We start from the raw sequence: 16,330 nt of genomic DNA, 5'->3' as shown, positions 1-16,330 counted from the left end.
CTCGAAGGGCAGGTGTAGGGGGATTCACCAGAGTTTCAGGGTGTAGCTGAGGATCAGCCGGTTCTCGTCCATGTTGCTGGCGTAGCTGGAGCGATAGGCCGCGTTGCGCCAACGCAGGCCCAGGCCCTGGAAGTAGCCGGCCTGAATCACGTAGGTGAGGTCGGTGTCGCGTTCCCACTCATGGCCGTCGGCAGCGCTGGTGCGGATCTCCTCGCCCCGCACGTAGCGGGTCATGAAGCTCAGCCCCGGTAGCCCAAGGGCGACGAAGTTGTAGTCATAGCGGGCCTGCCAGGAGACCTCGCCGGCACTGGTGAAGGTGCCGATCGTGACCAGGTTGGCGGTGTACGGCGGGGTGTAGCCGTTCAGGGTGGGGAAGGCGTCATTGCCGTACATGCGCTGGTAGCCCACGCCAACCTTGTGCGCGCCAACACTGAAGGTGCTCATCATGTTGAAGTTGCGGTTGTCGACGCTGCCGGCCTTGGCAATGCCGGCGCTGTTGCTGTCGAAGTAGCGCAGGTCGGTGAGCAGCGACATCCCGGGCCCCAGTGGCAGCGTGTGCACCAGGCCGTAGTAGTCTTGCCGGTAGACGTCGTGCAGTTCGCCGCGAAAGACGCTGGCGATCAAGCCGTGGCCCACGTCATAGCTGGCGCCGAGTACATCAAAGGCGCCGCTGTCGAAGTCGGCGCTTCGCCCGGCCAGGTACATGCGGTCGCTGCCTGACGATTCGCGGGTGCGCGAGCGCCAGAGTTGCCCGGCGGTGAGGGTCAGCCGTTCGACGTCCTGCGACTGCAGCAGCGCGCCATCGAACGTCTGGGGCATCAGGCGCATGTCATCACGGAAGACCACGGGCAAGGTCGGCGTGAGGATGCCGACATCGAGTCGGGTCTTGGCCACGCGCAGCTTGCCGGTAACCCCCATGTGGCTGAAGTCGTCCACCGGCCGGCCTGATTGCGAGCCAAAAGGCAGCGTGCCGTCGCCGCTGCGGCCACGCCCTGAGTCGAGCTTGACCCCCAGCAGGCCGAGATAATCCAGCCCGAACCCGACAGGCCCGTCGGTGAAACCCGACTGCATTCGGAGCATGAAGGCTTGCGACCAGTTGCCGACTTGCGAGGCCTTGGCACCGCTCTGGCGAAAGTCGCGATTCTGGTAGAAGTTGCGCAGCTCCAGGCTGCCCTGGCTGTCGGCGACGAAGTCGGCGCGGGCATGCACTGGCAAAGCCAGTGCTGCCAGCAGGGCCAGGCGCAGGCAGGTGATGCCCCGTTCAGGCTTGAACATGTGTTGTCCCTTTTATTGTTGTTATGGACGGCGGCCTGCGCTGCCTTCAGCCGACCTTGCGGCTGGTGTGCAGGCGTTCGGCATCGGCACGTTTCTTCAGGTACATGCGGGTGGCGACGGCCGGCGCGTCACTGGCCACGGAAATCTCGTAGTGGTGGTCGTCACGGTCGTCGAGCGCGGCTTCCAGTGCCCCGAGCCCTTCGACGTCTTCGTTGAAGGCGGCGAACAGCTGCTCGTGCATGTAGTCGCCCAAGGCTTCGTCGTGTTGCGCAAAGTCGCGGCCATGGACGATGAAGTAGTGCAGGCTGTTGGCGGTTTCCGGGGTCAGGATGTGCGCGGTACGAATGTGAAACTGCTGGCGTTGCTCGGCCGGTTGCGCGCTGTCGTAGAAGGTCACGCTGACCCGGTGCAGGGCCGGGGAGAGAAACTCCGAGGTGGCAATGCGGGCTGCACTGGCACAGCCTTCCAGGCCTGTGGTCTTGCCCCAGACCGGTGACAGAGTGGTCGGTACCACTTCGCGGATCAGGGTGTAATGGCCTTCCTTGAGGTCCAGTTTGTACGGGGCACTGGCGTAGTCCGGGGTGCCGATAGTGTTGGCATGCAGGAAGCTCAGGTGGGTCAGGTCCATGAGGTTCTCATGCAGGCTGACGTAGTTGCCCGGGTGATGGAAATACCCGGAGGTGCAGGCCCAGGCTGGGTCGTCGATCCACGCCTGATGGGGGATTAGCGCCGGGTCGGCGAGGGCTTGCTCGCCCAGCCATATCCACAGCAGCGGCCCCTGGCGCACCAGCGGATAGCGGCGTACGCCAATGCCGCGCGGGCAGTTTTTCTGGGAGGGCACTTCGATGAGGTCGCCGGCGGCGTCGTAGCGAAAACCGTGGTAGCCACAGACGATGGTGTCGCCTTGCAGGTGGCTGCGCGAAAGCGGGAACGAGCGGTGCGCGCAGCGGTCTTCCAGGGCCACCGGTTCACCCGCTTCTGTGCGGTACATCACCACGCGGCGGCCGAGCAGGCGCCGGGCCAACAAATGCCGGCCGACTTCATCGTCGAAGGCGGCAACGTACCATTCGTTGTAGATGAACGGGGTTTCACGGTTGGCCATCGGTTCGCTGGCCTTGCGCGCATGCGCGATGAGGTTGCTGCTTGGCAGTGACATGGGGTTGCTCCTTCAAGAAGGGTGGGGCGGTTCAGAGGTCCAGCACCAGGCTGTCGCCGAGGGCACGAGAAACGCAGATCATCAGGCTGCGGCCTTCGGCCTTGTCGGCGTCCGAGAGGATCAGGTCGCGGTGGTCTGGCACACCTGCGCAGACGCGGGTTTCGCAACTGCCGCAGAGGCCGGCGCGGCACGAAAAGGGCAACTCGATGCCATGGTGCTCGAGGGCTTCGAGGATCGTTTGCTGGGGCGCGACCCAGAGGCTGCGGTCGCTACGGCTGAGGTGCACGGTGAAGCCGCTGTCACCCTCGGTGCTGGCCGGCGCGGCGTTGAAGCGTTCGATGTGCAGGCGTTCGGCGCGCGGCCCCGCAGCGGCTTGCAGGGCATCGAGCATTGGCGCCGGCCCGCAGGCGTATAGGTGCTCGTCGTCGCGCAGGGTGTCGAGCAGCCCAGCGGTATCCAGATGGCCGCCCGCTTCGTCGTTGAAGTGCAGGTGCACCCGTGCAGGGTCCAGTTCGCGCAACGTTTCATAGAACGCGGCGCGTTGCCGGTTGCGGGCGCAGTACACCAACCGCCAGTCTTTGTCGTGCGCCTGGCACCAGCGCAGCATCGCCAGTATCGGGGTGATGCCGATGCCGCCTGCTACCAGGCAGTAACGTTGCAGGTGCTCGTCCAGCGGGAAATGGTTGCGGGGAAGGCTGCAGGCGAGGGTGTCGCCCAGGCGCAGTTGCTGATGCAGGAAGCGCGAGCCGCCGCGGCTGTCAGGCGCCAGGCCGACAGCGATCTGGTAGCAGTCGCGTTCATGGGGGGCATTGAGCAGTGAGTAGTGGCGTGGCAGGTCGCCGGCGACGCGGATTTCCAGGTGTGCACCCGCGCTGAAGGGCGGAAGCGCCCGGCCATCGGCGGCGCGCAGTTCGATCAGAACGACGTCCTTGGCTTCGGCTGCGTAGCGCGTGACGCGCAGGTCGAGGGGGTGGAGGTCCATGGGTATTTGCGCTCATTGTCGTTGTCGGGCCAGCTTACGGACGAGCGTCTGGCAGGGCTGTCACCCGTGAGGTGGACAAGGACAATGATTGGCGGCAGACTGATAGTTAATAGGTTAACTATTTATCGGGCCCTGTTCGCTCGATCCAAAAACAATAAATAGCCGAGTGCCGCCATGATTCGTCTCAGCACCCCACAGGCATCGACCTTGCCAGCGGAAATACGCCCATTTAGCGACTTGACCCGTACGCTGGGGACGCCCGGTTTTCCCGGTGCGTTGCTGGACTGCCTGGGCCAATGGGCGGCTTGCCAGCATTTTTCCGTGCTGCGCATGGACGGCGCGCGGCCGCAGCTACTGGCGGCCGGCACCCGCCACCCGGACACCAACCTGGTGCTGCGGTGCGGCCAGGCGTACATCGAGCACTACCATCGCTACGACCCGCTGTTCGAACCCTTGAAGGCGGCCCCTGGGCAAGTCGGCCACCTGGTCGCACAGGACATCCGCCACGGGCCCTACCGCGAGGCGATCTACCAGCGCAACGGCATGATCGAACGGTTGTCCAGTGTGTACCTGGACGAGCAGGCGCGCCCGGTGCAGTTCAACCTCTACCGCCACCACGACCAAGGCTATTTCAACGACCGTGAACTGCAAATGTGCGAAGCGCTCAGCCCAGCGTTGTTGCAGCTCTTGCGTGGGCACCTGGCGCTGAAAGCCCTGAACCCCGTCAAGGACCCTCGGCAGCAGCTGCTCCAGCGCTGCCCCGACCTGACCACGCAAGAGTTGAACATCTGCATCCGCCTGCTTCAGGGCATGACCCACGCCGGCATTGCCGCCGACCTGGGCATCAAGGAGAGCACGGTGAAAACCTACCGCAACCGGGCGTTTGACCGGCTTGGCATTCACTTTCGCAGTCAGTTGTTTGCCTTGTTTTCATGATGTTGGGTCAGGCTAATCGGGCAAGCTGAATCGGCACGTACTTATGACCTTTGTTCATTGATAAGTGGGCTGTTTTGGCCAACCAGAATGTCCTCGAAAAACGCCCCTACCGGCTCGGTAGGGTGGCACAGCTGAATCTCCAGCACCCACACCATCTCACTCGGCACGATGTCCAACTCGGCCAGTTTGTCCTGCCCGAACAGGGCATGCGGGAAGTCGGCAATGCGATGCCCGGCTAGATTGCGCTCCAGCTGCCAGCCTTTGGCGTGGGCGCTGCGTTCGGCGAAGTCGTACAGCTCACGGCCGGTCAGCCCCGCGCACCAGGCTTGGCGCGTTTCTTCGAACACGTCGTGCAGGGCCTTGACGCAGGCGTGATACAGCGGGTGCTCGCCAAACACGAAGGTGTCGCCGTAGTCGCCTTCGTAGCCATCCCACACCGGGCCGAGGTCGACCACGGCGATGTCGCTGGCCCGCAGTTGGCGCTGTGGGTCGATGCCTTGGCGGGGTGTGCGCACAGTGTCGTCGCCAAAGCGGATATAGGTCGGGTGCCAGGTGTGCGACGCGCCCATCGCCTGCAACGTCTCGGCCGCCATCTGCAACGCCTCGGCAGTGGTCATGCCGACTTTCAGTTGGCTGACAATGGCTGCCAGGGCCCGCACCGATTGCTCGCGGGCTGCGAGCATGCCGTCCAACGAGTAACGTGGGCCGACTTTTTCCAGCACCGGGTCCAGCGTGCTCAGCGACGCAGCCGCCGGCGCCGATGCGCCGCTGGCAACGAAAGCCTCGGCGACAAAGCGGTGAGCCTGCACGCCCGCTGCCAGGCACTGTTCGCGGGCCTTGGTGATCATCGCGCTGTTGCCGCAGGCATAGACCTGGGTATCGGCCCACCGGTGGGCATGGGTCAGTGCGACCTGTTGTACGCGGGCTTGGGCCGATAGCACGCGGTGCCAGCGAAAGTGTGGGTGGGCAAGGCTGGCCTGGTCGAGGAACGCGCCGTCATAGAAGTCGGCCAGCGATGAACCGCCCCAATACAGCGTAACCGGGGCATGGCCCGCAAGCGCCGTCAGCAACAACGGCTTGATGCCGGCATAGCCCGTGCCGGTGGCGAACAGCACGACCGGGCGTTGTTCTTCGTGCTGCCAGGTGCAGGCGCCCACCGGCCCTTCCAACTGCAGCGCATCGCCCACCTGCAGCGCGGGCAGCACGCGCTCGGTAAACAGCCCGCCGCTGACCTTGCGCATATGGAACACCAAGCGCCCCTGGTCCTGCGCTGGCAGGTTGGCGATGGAGAAACAGCGGCTGTCGCCATTGTCGAGGCAGAACCTGACGTATTGGCCGGCGCGCACTTCGAGAGGCTGGGTGGGCTGCAGCACCAGTTCGATGATGTCGACGCTCAGCGCGCGCTGGCTCAGCACATGGGCAGTGATGGCCAGCGTTGGCGTGTCCAGCGACCAGCCGGGGATTTCCAGGCGCATGTCGCTGCAGGCATGGCTCTGGCACAGCAGCATCTCGTTGGCAGCCAGGGGGTAGCAGGGCGCGGGCATGTCTGCGCTGCGCTGCTTGTCCCGGTACTGGCCCGACACCACCTTGACCTTGCACGACCCGCAGGCCCCGCGGCGGCACGAGAAAGGCACCGACAGGCCGCTGGCGAGCATCGCGTCGAGCAGCAAGCCTTCTGCGGCTTCGAAGCGTTTGCCCGAGGGCGACAGTTCAATGACATGGCGTTGCTGCATACACACCTCAGGGCTGAATTGGGGGCGAGAGAGGCCTGATTGTTGCGTTAGACTAGGACCATAAGAACCTCCAGTTCTGGATAATTCACATGGTCCAGCTTCGCAAATGGCGGCCGTTGCTCAAGCTCGACGGGGCTCAGCCGCAGGCTTCGTACAGAAAGATCGTCGAGGGCCTGGTGACCGCGATCGTCGAGGGCCGCCTGCGCCCCGGCACACTGCTGCCCGGCACGCGAGAAATGGCGCAACTGCTTGATGTCAACCGCAAGACGGTGATCCTCGCTTATGAAGAGGCGGTTACCAAAGGCTGGCTGGAGAGCGTGCAACGCCGGGGCACCTTCGTCAGCACCCGGCTCGCTGCCGGCACCCTGGCCGCCCACAGCGCGCCGCCGTCATTTGCCCTGGCGCTGCACGAGGCGCCTGCCGTTCCCTACTTCACCAACAGCGAGCAGGTGACGGCGCTGCAACATCGGCCTGGCGCGCTGTTTTTCGATAACGGCGCCTGTGACCACCGCCTGTTGCCCCAGGCTGTACTGCACCGCTATTACCGCAAGGCCTTGCGCAACAGTTTCACCACCAACACCGTGCGCCATGGTTGCGAAAGCAGCAGCCAGTGCCTGCGCAGTGCATTGGCCGACATGCTGCGCCATAACCGCAGCCTTAATGTGGGGGCCGAGCATATTTGCCTGACCCAAGGCGTGCAGATGTCGCTGTACCTCACGGCCAGCGCTTTGCTCAAGCCGGGTGACGTGGTGCTGGTCGAGCGCCTGAGCTACCCGCCGGCGTGGGAGATTTTCCGCCAGCTGGGCGCGCGGTTGGTCACCGTTGACCTGGACGAGGAAGGCTGCCGGGTCGATCAGATCGACGCGCTGTGCCGAGTGCACGACGTGCGCATGATGTACCTCACCCCTCATCACCAGTTCCCTACCACGGTCAGCCTGCATGCGGCACGCCGGCAGCAACTGCTGGAGTTGGCGCGGCTGCATGATTTTTGCGTGATCGAAGAAGACTACGACCATGAGTACCACTTTGCCGGGCGCCCTTATCTGCCGCTGGCCAGCGACCGTTCGCAACGCCACGTGATCTACATCGGCTCGTTGTCCAAGTCGTTGGGCAGTACCTTCCGTTGCAGCTTTATCGTGGCGCCACCGAATGTGATCGAGGTGCTTGAGCGCACAGCGGTGCTGACCCTGGGGCAGGGCGATGCGGTGATGCAACGGATGTTGGCCGACCTGATCAATGACGGCGAACTGAAAAAGCACCTGCGCCGGGTGTCCACGGAGTATCGGCGGCGACGGGAAGCCCTGTTGAGTGGCCTGCGCGATGCCTTTGGCGAGCAGATAGCGGTGCAGGAGCCGGAAGGCGGGTTGGCGCTTTGGGTGAAGTTTGCCGACACCCTCGACGTCGACCAGTTGGCGGCCAACGCGCTGGAGCTGGACCTGGTGGTGCGTGGCGGCGGCCAGTTTTCACCGTTTGGCCACCGCGAGAATGCCTTGCGGCTGGGGTTTGCCTCGTTGGATGTGGATGAAATCCGCCTTGCCACCCAGCGGCTGGCGCAGGCGGCAGCGCTATAGGTAGCTTCACTCGCCCTCTGCTTGCCGTACCGTCCGAAACCCGACATGGGACGTGGCCAGGTACACCGTCTGCGGTTGCCGTGCCGAAGGCCGATAGCGCATGCACGCGTCCGCCGAGCACAGGTGTGACCCGCCTTTGATCACCGCCACTGGTGTGCCGGGTTGGGCAGGGTCGTAGCTGTCGTCCAGCGCCGGGCCTTGTGGGTCGAGTGCGGCATCGCGGGCCTGATCATGCCCAGGGCGATAGCCGCTGCGGGTCAACTCCCAGACATTGCCCCCCGCGTCGAACACGCCAAAGCCATTGGCCACGAAGCAGCCCACCGGGGATGTGCCCGTGAAGCCATCGAGCGCTTGATTGTGATAGGGGAACTGGCCCTGCCAGGTATTAGCCATGGGTTTGCCTGTGGGCTGCTCGGTAGCGCCCCAACTGAAATCCGCATCCTGCAGGCCACCGCGCATGGCGTATTCCAGCTGGGCCTCGGTGGGCAGTGTGCGGCCGGCCCATTGGGCGTAAGCCTGGGCATCGCGCAGGGTCACTTGCACGACCGGGTGGTTTGCCCGCTCACGCCAATGGCTATCGGGCCCCAGGGGGTGGCGCCAGCTCGCCCCGGCAACGAACTGCCAGCCTGGCCGTAATACCTCGGCACCCTGTTTGAACACCATCGCCCCCGGCACCCGCAGCGTGCCAGGTAGGTCAGGGGCCGCTTGCGCGTCGATGCCCTGTTCAGCCTGGGTCACGTAACCGGTGGCCTGCACGAAGCGGGCGAACTGGGCATTGGTGACCGGGTGCACATCGATCCAGAAGGCCGAAACCTTGGCCGGGTGCGGTGGGCCTTCTTCACTGTAAAAGCGGCTTGAGCCGAAGCTGAAGGTGCCACCGGGCAGCTGCACCATGCCGTCGCGCCACGGCCCCTCGCGGGGCGCGGGCACACCGCTGTAACCGCTGCACAGCAGCGCCGGTGCAGGGGCTGCGGGCCATGCCGCATAGGCGGCGGCAAGCACGCCGAGGGCGAGTGCCGCGCCCCCGAGCAGCCGGGTTGTCATGGCTTGCTGACCAGCGCGGGGGAAACAGGCCGGCCCTCGGTCGTGATAACGATGTTGTTGCGCTGGGCGTAGCTTTTCCAGTCGCGCAGCAGTTCGGCCACTTGCTGGGGCTGCTGTGCGCCCAGGTCATGGTGCTCGCCTGGGTCCTTGCTCAAATCGAACAAGCGCCACGCCGGTGCTACGTCGGTGGTGTCGAACAGCAGTTTGAGGTTGCCTTTGCGCAGTGAAGCGTTCCCGTTGATTTCCCAGCCCATGGCCTCGTCGCGGGGGTGGATCTGCGTGTCCCGGCCTTCAAGGTAAGCCAGGGCCGAGGTGCCTTGCGGTGGCACGATGTCACGGTCGCGGTACTTGATGCCAGGCGGTGAAGCACCGGCCAGTTGCAGCAAGGTCGGCATGATGTCGCGCACGCTGGCCAGTTCTTCGCTGCGCCCGGGTTTTATCGTGGCAGGGTAGTGGACGAAGGCCGGTACGCGGATGCCACCCTGGTAGGTGGTCATTTTGTAGCGGCGGCTGGGCAGGGCGCTGACCTGGGCCCATGCCGAGCCGATCATCAGGAACGAATCAGGCCGGCCGTAGTTGTCCAGGCGGTTATCGAAATTGCGTTTGATCCATTCTGGGTCGACGCGGTTGGCGTTTTCCGGGCCATTGTCAGACATGAACAACACCAAGGTGTTGTCCAGCTCGCCGGTTTCACGCAGGTGGTCCACCAGGCGGCCCACCTCGGCGTCCAGTGCCGCCACCATCGCGGCATACACCTCCATGGTGCGTGCTGACTGTTGCCGTTGCTCCGGGGTCAGCGACGCCCAGCTGGGCACACCTTCGAGTTGTGGCTCCATCGGGAAGTCCGCAGGCACCAGCCCGGCCTTGCGCTGGCGCTGCAGCCGCTCGCGCGCGATCTGTTCGTAGCCTTGGTCATAGCGGCCACGGTACTGCGCCAGGTACGCGTCGGGCGCTTGCAGCGGCCAGTGCGGTGCGGTGTAGGCGGCGAACGCGAAGAAGGGCTTTTGGCTTGCCTTGCCCTGGTCGATGACGTCGATCAGGCGGTCAGTGAACCAGCGGGTCGAGTAGAAGTCGTTGGGCAGTTCCACCGGCTCGCCGTTGTGGCGGAAGCTCCAGCTGTAGTTGGGCAGCAGGCCCATGTTGGTTTGCTTGAAATGCGCCGCGCCGCCTTCCAGCAACACGTACGCCTGGTCGAAGCCGCGGTTTTGCGGCTGCTGCGCGGGCGTCATGCCCAGGTGCCACTTGCCGGCAATGTAGGTGCGATAACCGGCATCGCGCAACAACTCGGCGAGCGTGGCCACATTGGCGCCCAGCACCCCTTCATACCCCGGTTGCACCTCGCTGCCCGCCGGCAGGCGCCCACGCGACTCGGCCATCATGCCGACCCCGGACAGGTGCGGGTCGTTGCCGGACATCAGCATGGCGCGGGTGGGCGAGCAGCTGGGTGAGGCATGGAAGTCGAGCATCAGGCGTCCGTCGGCCAGCAGCTTGTCCAGGTGCGGGGTCGCGATCTCGCTGCCCAGCGCAGACAGGTCGGAGAACCCCAGGTCATCCGCGACCACGAGCAAAATGTTGGGTTGTTTAACGGTTGGGGCGGCGAACGCTTGGCTGGCGCCGAGCAGCAGTAGGCTGAAAGCAAGCAAGGGCTTGGAGGGGATCATGGGTTTCTCTTTATTATTGTGGGTTGGGTGCACTACATGATTTTTTTATTTAATTATCTTGTCAAGGAATGAAGACCGGCGGCGACCCTGGCTGAAACGCTTCTGTCCGGGTTCATCCAGGCAATCCGCCTAAATAGCGGGTTTAAAAACTGTTCGATCAGCGAACAGTGATCGCGCCTCGTTGTATGCGATAAGCGCTGACGGCTATTGACGCCATCATCGTTAAACAAAATAATCGTTAACAGAGTTATCCATTTTCACAACAACAAGAAAGGATATTCTGATGACGAAGCCGCTGACGGGGGCATGTCTGTCCCTGGCGCTGTTATCAATCGCCCAGCTTTCACAAGCGGCGAGCCCCCTGGAAGACAGCCGCCCAGGGCGGCCTGGCGCGCCGCGCTGGGTCGAGGATTACCGCTTTCTGGATGACCCAGGTAAAGCCCGCGATCCTTTCGATGGCCTGCGTTACCATCGCCTGTCCGAAAGCGCATGGCTGCAACTGGGCGCGGAAGCGCGCTACCGCGCCGATTCACTGGACAAACCCTTCTTCGGCCTGCGCGGGATCAAAGACGACTCCTACCTGATGCAGCGCCTGCAAGCCCATGCCGACCTGCACCTGTTCGACGATGCGCTGCGTGCCTTTGTGCAAGTCGAGAACACCCGCGCGTTCGGCAAGGACCTGTACTCACCGAACGACGAAAGCCGCAACGAAGTGCGCCAGGCCTTTATCGACCTGAACCATGACATTGACGGCGGGCGCTACACGGCCCGTGTCGGCCGCCAGGAGATGGCGTTCGGCAACCAGGTGTTCGTCACCTACCGCGACTCCCCCAACATCCGCCAGACCTTCGACGGCCTGCGCGCCAGCCTCAACCTCAAGGACGGGCGTAAGCTCGATGCCTTTGCGGTACGGCCGGTGAAGACCGGCGAGGACAGCTGGGATGACGGCAGCAATAATGGGGTCAAGTTTTATGGCCTGTACGGCACCCTGCCGTTGACCCAGGCCTGGAACATCGACTTGTTCGCCTTTGGCCTGGAAACCGACGACCGCGCCCTGGCGGGGGAAACCGGTGATGAACAACGCTACACGTTCGGCACCCGCCTGTTCGGCCGCTTCCAGGCCCTGGACTGGAGTTGGGACTTGGCCGGCCAAAATGGGCATTTGGGCAACGCCTCCATTCGTGCCTGGGCGGTGTCCAGCGACACCGGCTACACCTTCAACCACCCCTGGGCCCCACGCCTGGCCATGCGTCTGGACGCGGCCAGCGGTGACGGCGACCTGGGCGATGGCAAGGTCGGTACCTTCGACCCGTTATACCCGCGCAACGGCGTGTACGGCGAGGCCAGCCTGACCACCTTGAGCAACATCCTCGTCATTGGCCCGACCTTTGGCTTTTCACCCTGGCGCACCCTGCGTTTCGAACCCGGTATCTTCGAGGTGTGGAAGCAGAACACCCATGACGGCGTATACATGCCCGGCATGAGCATCCTCGCCAACACCCGCGACACCGGCCGACACGTGGGCACCATCTACCGCGTCAATACCCGCTGGTTGGCGACGCCTAACCTGACGCTCGACCTGGACCTGAAGTACTACGACATCGGCGCCGCAATCCGCGATGCCGGGGGCGACGACGCCTCGCTGGTGTCGGTACGTGCGACCTTCAGGCTCTGACTCCTATTCGCATAACAACAAGAGGGCTGCACATGAGTGGTTCAATCGCACCATCGCACCGGCCGGTACTGACGATCGGCCTGTGTTTTCTCGTCGCGCTGCTTGAAGGGCTCGACCTGCAAGCCACCGGCATTGCCGCGCCCCACATGGCCAAGGAATTCGCCTTGACCCCCGCCATGCTGGGTTGGGTGTTCAGTGCCGGCTTGCTCGGCTTATTGCCGGGCGCCTTCGTCGGCGGCTGGCTGGCGGACCGCATGGGGCGTAAACGCATCCTGATCCTGGCCGTGTTGCTGTTCGGGGGGTTCTCGTTGGCCACCGCGCATGCCTGGGACTACCCATCGCTGCTGGTGGCGCGGCTGATGACCGGGCTGGGGCTGGGCGCGGCGCTGCCGATCCTTATCGCCATGGCCAGTGAAGCCGCCCACGAGCGCCTGCGCAGCACGGCGGTCAGCCTGACTTACTGCGGCGTGCCGCTGGGTGGCGCCATCGCTTCGGTGATTGGGATGGCGGGCCTGGGCGAGGGCTGGCGCACGGTGTTCTACGTGGGCGGCTTTGCGCCGATTGCGATTGCCTTCGTGCTGATGGTCTGGCTGCCGGAGTCCCAAGCGTTTCGCGCCCAGGCTGCCGCCAGCGGCACGCAGAACGGGCTGGCAGCGCAACTGTTTGGCCCCGGCCGGGCGAGCCGCACGCTGCTGCTGTGGCTGGCATGCTTCTTCACCTTGACCGTGCTGTACATGCTGCTGAACTGGCTGCCCTCGCTGCTGATCGGCCAGGGCTATTCGCGGCCGCAGGCCGGCGCGGTGCAGATCCTGTTCAACCTGGGCGGCGCGGCGGGGTCATTCCTGACCGGGCGCATGATGGACCGTGGGCACGCTGGGCGTGCGGTGTTGATCGCCTACGCTGGCATGCTCGCCTCCCTGGCGGGCCTGGGCCTGTCCACCACCTTCGGTTTGATCCTGCTGGCCGGTTTTACCGCCGGCTATTGCGCCATCGGCGGCCAGTTGGTGCTGTACGCGCTGGCCCCCACGCTGTACCCGACACACGTGCGTGCCACGGGGGTGGGCGCGTCGGTGGCCGTGGGCCGACTGGGGTCGATGGCCGGGCCCTTGGCGGCAGGGCAGATCCTTGCCGCTGGCGCCGGGGTAGGGGGCTTGTTGCTGGCGGCCTCGCCGGGCTTGGTGGTAGCGGCTGTGGCGGCGATGGCGCTGCTGGGGCGGCGTGCAACGCCCACCGAGGCTGCGGCTTCGCAAGGGGTGGCGCCATGAGCCTGCGTAAAGGGCTTATCGCCCTGTGCTTGAGCAGCTGCGCCGCACTGGCCCAGGCCGCGAGCTATGAACCGCCGCCGCTCAAGCTCGAGCCGCTGGCGCGCTTCAGCGTTGACCTGGTGGCACCGATCTGGGAATTGGGCGCCACCAGCGGACAAGGCAAACGGCGAATCATCCCCATCACGGGTGGGCATTTCGAGGGCCCCCGGCTCAAGGGCACCATCCTCAACAATGGCGCGGACTGGCAGGTGGTCACCCCCGAGGGCGTCGCCATCATCGACACCCGTTACCTGCTGCAGACCGACGACGGTGCGTTGATCTACCTGCGTACCGAGGGCTATCGCTTCGGCCCGCCCGAGGTGATGAAAAAAGTCGCCGCCGGCGAGGATGTCGACCCCAGCCTGTACCAGTTCCGCATCACGATGCACTTTGAAACCTCGGCCCCTCAGTACGCCTGGCTCAACCGCACGGTGGGCGTTGGCAGTGCCATGCGCCTGGGCAATGCCGTCGTCTACGACGCCTTCGAAGTCAAATAGATAATTTTATTAATGGTTAATTGACTTAACTAAATGGCCGGGCTAATGTTCGGCCAGCCACAACAAACAATCAGTACAAGAGGTGTGTGATGGGCCAATACGACAACCGCTGGCAGACCGTGAAAGTTACCGTCGAGCAAGGCATCGCCTGGGTCAGCTTCAACCGTCCTGAAAAGCGCAATGCCATGAGCCCGACGCTCAACCGTGAAATGCGCGATGTGCTGGAAACCATCGAGCAGGACGCCGACGCCCGTGTGCTGGTCTTGACCGGCGAAGGCAGCGCCTGGACCGCGGGCATGGACCTCAAGGAGTACTTCCGCGAGGTGGACGCCGGCCCGGAAATTCTTCAAGAGCGCATCCGCCGCGATGCCTCGGAATGGCAGTGGAAGCTGCTGCGCTTCTACAGCAAGCCAACCATCGCCATGGTCAACGGCTGGTGCTTCGGCGGCGGTTTCAGCCCGCTGGTCGCTTGCGACTTGGCCATCTGCGCCGATGAGGCCACCTTCGGCCTGTCTGAAATCAACTGGGGCATCCCACCGGGCAACCTGGTCAGCAAAGCCATGGCCGACACCGTGGGCCACCGTGAATCGCTGTACTACATCATGACCGGCAAGACCTTCGACGGGCAGAAAGCCGCGCAAATGGGCCTGGTCAACAAAAGCGTGCCGCTGGCGCAACTGCGCGATGAAGTGGTACTGCTGGCCCAGGACCTGCTGGACAAAAACCCGGTGGTGCTGCGCGCCGCCAAAAACGGCTTCAAGCGCTGCCGCGAGTTGACCTGGGAGCAGAACGAAGACTACCTGTACGCCAAGCTCGACCAGGCGCAACTGCGTGACCCCGAGCACGGGCGTGCGCAGGGCTTGAAGCAGTTCCTTGACGACAAGAGCATCAAGCCTGGCCTGCAAGCCTACAAGCGCTGAGTGATCTTGGCGTTCATTCCCGAATAATCAGAAAAGAGGAATGCCCGATGTTCGAGGTGCCATTGTTAATTGGCGGTAAGGCCCGTGCGGCCAGCGACGGCGGCACGTTCGAGCGTCGCCATCCGGTCAGCGGCGAGGTGGTGTCGGTGGTGGCTGCGGCCACCCTGGCCGACGCCGATGCGGCGGTCGAAGCGGCCCAGGCGGCGTTCCCCGCGTGGGCTGCGCTGGGGCCAGGCGAGCGCCGCGCGCGCTTGCTGAAGGCGGCCGATGCGCTGGACGCCCGGCGTGACGAATTCCTGGCCATGGCCGGGGAAACGGGGGCCAAGGCCAACTGGTACGGTTTCAATGTGATGCTGGCGGCCAACATCCTGCGTGAAGCGGCGTCGATGACTACCCAGATCCAGGGCAGCGTCATCCCCTCCGACGTGCCCGGCAGCTTTGCCATGGCCCTGCGCCAACCTTGCGGCGTGGTGCTGGGCATCGCGCCGTGGAATGCACCGGTGATTCTGGCCACACGCGCTATCGCCATGCCCCTGGCGTGCGGTAACACCGTGGTACTCAAGGCCTCCGAAGCCAGCCCGGCGGTGCATGGCCTGATCGGCCAGGTGTTGCAGGCGGCCGGTTTGGGCGATGGCGTGGTCAACGTGATCAGCAACGCCCCGCACGATGCGCCGGCGGTGGTCGAGCGGCTGATCGCGCACCCGGCGGTGCGCCGGGTGAACTTCACCGGGTCTACCCATGTAGGGCGCATCGTTGGGCAATTGGCGGCGCGTCACTTGAAGCCCGCGGTGCTCGAACTGGGCGGCAAGGCACCGTTCCTGGTGCTGGCCGATGCCGACCTGGATGCCGCGGTGGATGCCGCAGCGTTTGGCGCCTACTTCAACCAGGGCCAGATCTGCATGTCCACCGAGCGGCTGATCGTCGACCAGGCCGTGGCCGATGCCTTCGTCGCCAAGCTCGGTGAAAAAGTCCGCAGCTTGCGCGCAGCGGACCCTGCGCAAACCGATGCGCCGCTGGGTTCATTGATCGATGCCGGGGCCGGTGAGCGCATACAGGCGCTGGTTGATGACGCCCTCAGCAAGGGCGCGACCCTGGTGGCGGGTGGTGAGCGCATGGGCAGCGTTATGCAGCCGGTGCTGCTCGACCAGGTCAACGCCGACATGAAGCTGTACCGCGAAGAGTCGTTCGGCCCCGTCGCGGTGGTGCTGCGCGCCAGCGGTGACGAAGCGCTGCTGGCCCTGGCCAACGACTCCGAGTTTGGCCTGAGCGCGGCGATTTTCAGCCGTGACACCCAGCGCGCCCTGGCCCTTGCCCAGCGCCTGGAGTCGGGCATCTGCCACATCAATGGCCCGACCGTGCATGACGAGGCGCAGATGCCTTTTGGCGGGGTCAAGGCCAGTGGTTACGGCAGCTTCGGCAGCACGGCGGCGATCGACGCCTTTACCCAGCTGCGCTGGGTCACCGTGCAGCAAGGCGCCCGGCACTACCCGATCTAACCCACGCACTCACAACAACAATAGCGAATGCACTTGGGGGCCTCTCGGCCCTCGGGCGCACTAAGGCAGAGGTAGCCTTC

General features: G+C 64.5%; 13 protein-coding genes. 7 read left to right on the top strand and 6 right to left on the bottom strand.

The annotated features are described in order from the left end of the window. Positions 1-24: 24 nt before the first annotated feature. Genes HU750_RS22380 through HU750_RS22370 form a run of 3 tightly spaced genes read right to left on the bottom strand, consistent with a single transcriptional unit; the run spans position 25 to position 3,413 of the window. Complete coding sequence (locus HU750_RS22380) at positions 25-1,275, bottom strand: OprD family porin (protein ID WP_186682434.1); 1,251 nt, start codon at positions 1,273-1,275, stop codon at positions 25-27. Between the two features lie 46 nt (positions 1,276-1,321). Continuing rightward, complete coding sequence (locus HU750_RS22375; RefSeq protein WP_186682432.1) at positions 1,322-2,431, bottom strand: Rieske 2Fe-2S domain-containing protein; 1,110 nt, start codon at positions 2,429-2,431, stop codon at positions 1,322-1,324. A gap of 31 nt (positions 2,432-2,462) precedes the next feature. Further along, complete coding sequence (locus tag HU750_RS22370; RefSeq protein WP_186682430.1) at positions 2,463-3,413, bottom strand: PDR/VanB family oxidoreductase; 951 nt, start codon at positions 3,411-3,413, stop codon at positions 2,463-2,465. Positions 3,414-3,587: 174 nt separating this feature from the next. Here HU750_RS22370 and HU750_RS22365 point away from each other — a divergent pair, with 174 nt between their 5' ends. Continuing rightward, positions 3,588-4,349, top strand: a complete 762-nt coding sequence (locus HU750_RS22365) for a helix-turn-helix transcriptional regulator (protein ID WP_099429662.1) — start codon at positions 3,588-3,590, stop codon at positions 4,347-4,349. Between the two features lie 41 nt (positions 4,350-4,390). Here the strand turns inward: HU750_RS22365 and HU750_RS22360 are convergent, their stop codons facing one another. Beyond that, a complete protein-coding gene (locus HU750_RS22360) occupies positions 4,391-6,082 on the bottom strand; it encodes an NAD(P)H dependent flavin oxidoreductase family protein (protein WP_186682428.1) in 1,692 nt (563 codons plus the stop codon). An 89-nt stretch (positions 6,083-6,171) separates the two neighbouring features. Here HU750_RS22360 and pdxR point away from each other — a divergent pair, with 89 nt between their 5' ends. Beyond that, entirely contained in the window at positions 6,172-7,653 is a 1,482-nt protein-coding gene (gene pdxR, locus HU750_RS22355; protein WP_186682426.1) for a MocR-like pyridoxine biosynthesis transcription factor PdxR, read from the top strand. A gap of 6 nt (positions 7,654-7,659) precedes the next feature. Here the strand turns inward: pdxR and HU750_RS22350 are convergent, their stop codons facing one another. Then, entirely contained in the window at positions 7,660-8,697 is a 1,038-nt protein-coding gene (locus HU750_RS22350; RefSeq protein WP_186682424.1) for a formylglycine-generating enzyme family protein, read from the bottom strand. Next, positions 8,694-10,358, bottom strand: coding sequence for an arylsulfatase (locus HU750_RS22345; RefSeq protein WP_186682422.1), 1,665 nt, complete (start codon positions 10,356-10,358; stop codon positions 8,694-8,696). The genes HU750_RS22350 and HU750_RS22345 overlap by 4 nt, the downstream gene beginning before the upstream one ends. 283 nt (positions 10,359-10,641) lie before the next feature. Between HU750_RS22345 and HU750_RS22340 the strand changes: the two genes are divergently transcribed. From HU750_RS22340 to HU750_RS22320, 5 genes are all read left to right on the top strand, one after another. Beyond that, positions 10,642-12,033 carry an alginate export family protein gene (locus HU750_RS22340; RefSeq protein WP_186682420.1) on the top strand — a complete coding sequence of 464 codons (1,392 nt, stop codon included), beginning with the start codon at positions 10,642-10,644 and terminating at the stop codon, positions 12,031-12,033. A gap of 32 nt (positions 12,034-12,065) precedes the next feature. After that, complete coding sequence (gene mhpT / locus HU750_RS22335; protein ID WP_186682418.1) at positions 12,066-13,298, top strand: 3-(3-hydroxy-phenyl)propionate transporter MhpT; 1,233 nt, start codon at positions 12,066-12,068, stop codon at positions 13,296-13,298. Continuing rightward, positions 13,295-13,834, top strand: a complete 540-nt coding sequence (locus tag HU750_RS22330; protein WP_033694340.1) for a DUF3237 domain-containing protein — start codon at positions 13,295-13,297, stop codon at positions 13,832-13,834. The genes mhpT and HU750_RS22330 overlap by 4 nt, the downstream gene beginning before the upstream one ends. Before the next feature lie 89 nt (positions 13,835-13,923). Continuing rightward, on the top strand, positions 13,924-14,754 hold the full coding sequence (locus tag HU750_RS22325; RefSeq protein WP_027596364.1) for a p-hydroxycinnamoyl CoA hydratase/lyase: 831 nt from the start codon (positions 13,924-13,926) through the stop codon (positions 14,752-14,754). A 47-nt stretch (positions 14,755-14,801) separates the two neighbouring features. Beyond that, positions 14,802-16,250, top strand: coding sequence for an aldehyde dehydrogenase (locus HU750_RS22320; protein WP_186682416.1), 1,449 nt, complete (start codon positions 14,802-14,804; stop codon positions 16,248-16,250). The last annotated feature ends 80 nt before the right edge of the window (positions 16,251-16,330 follow it).

Source organism: Pseudomonas sp. SWRI50 (genome assembly GCF_014269095.1).
Lineage (GTDB): Bacteria > Pseudomonadota > Gammaproteobacteria > Pseudomonadales > Pseudomonadaceae > Aquipseudomonas > Aquipseudomonas kermanshahensis.
The sequence above is the reverse complement of the archived record's forward strand: the minus strand, read 5'-3'. Positions and strand labels throughout refer to the sequence as shown.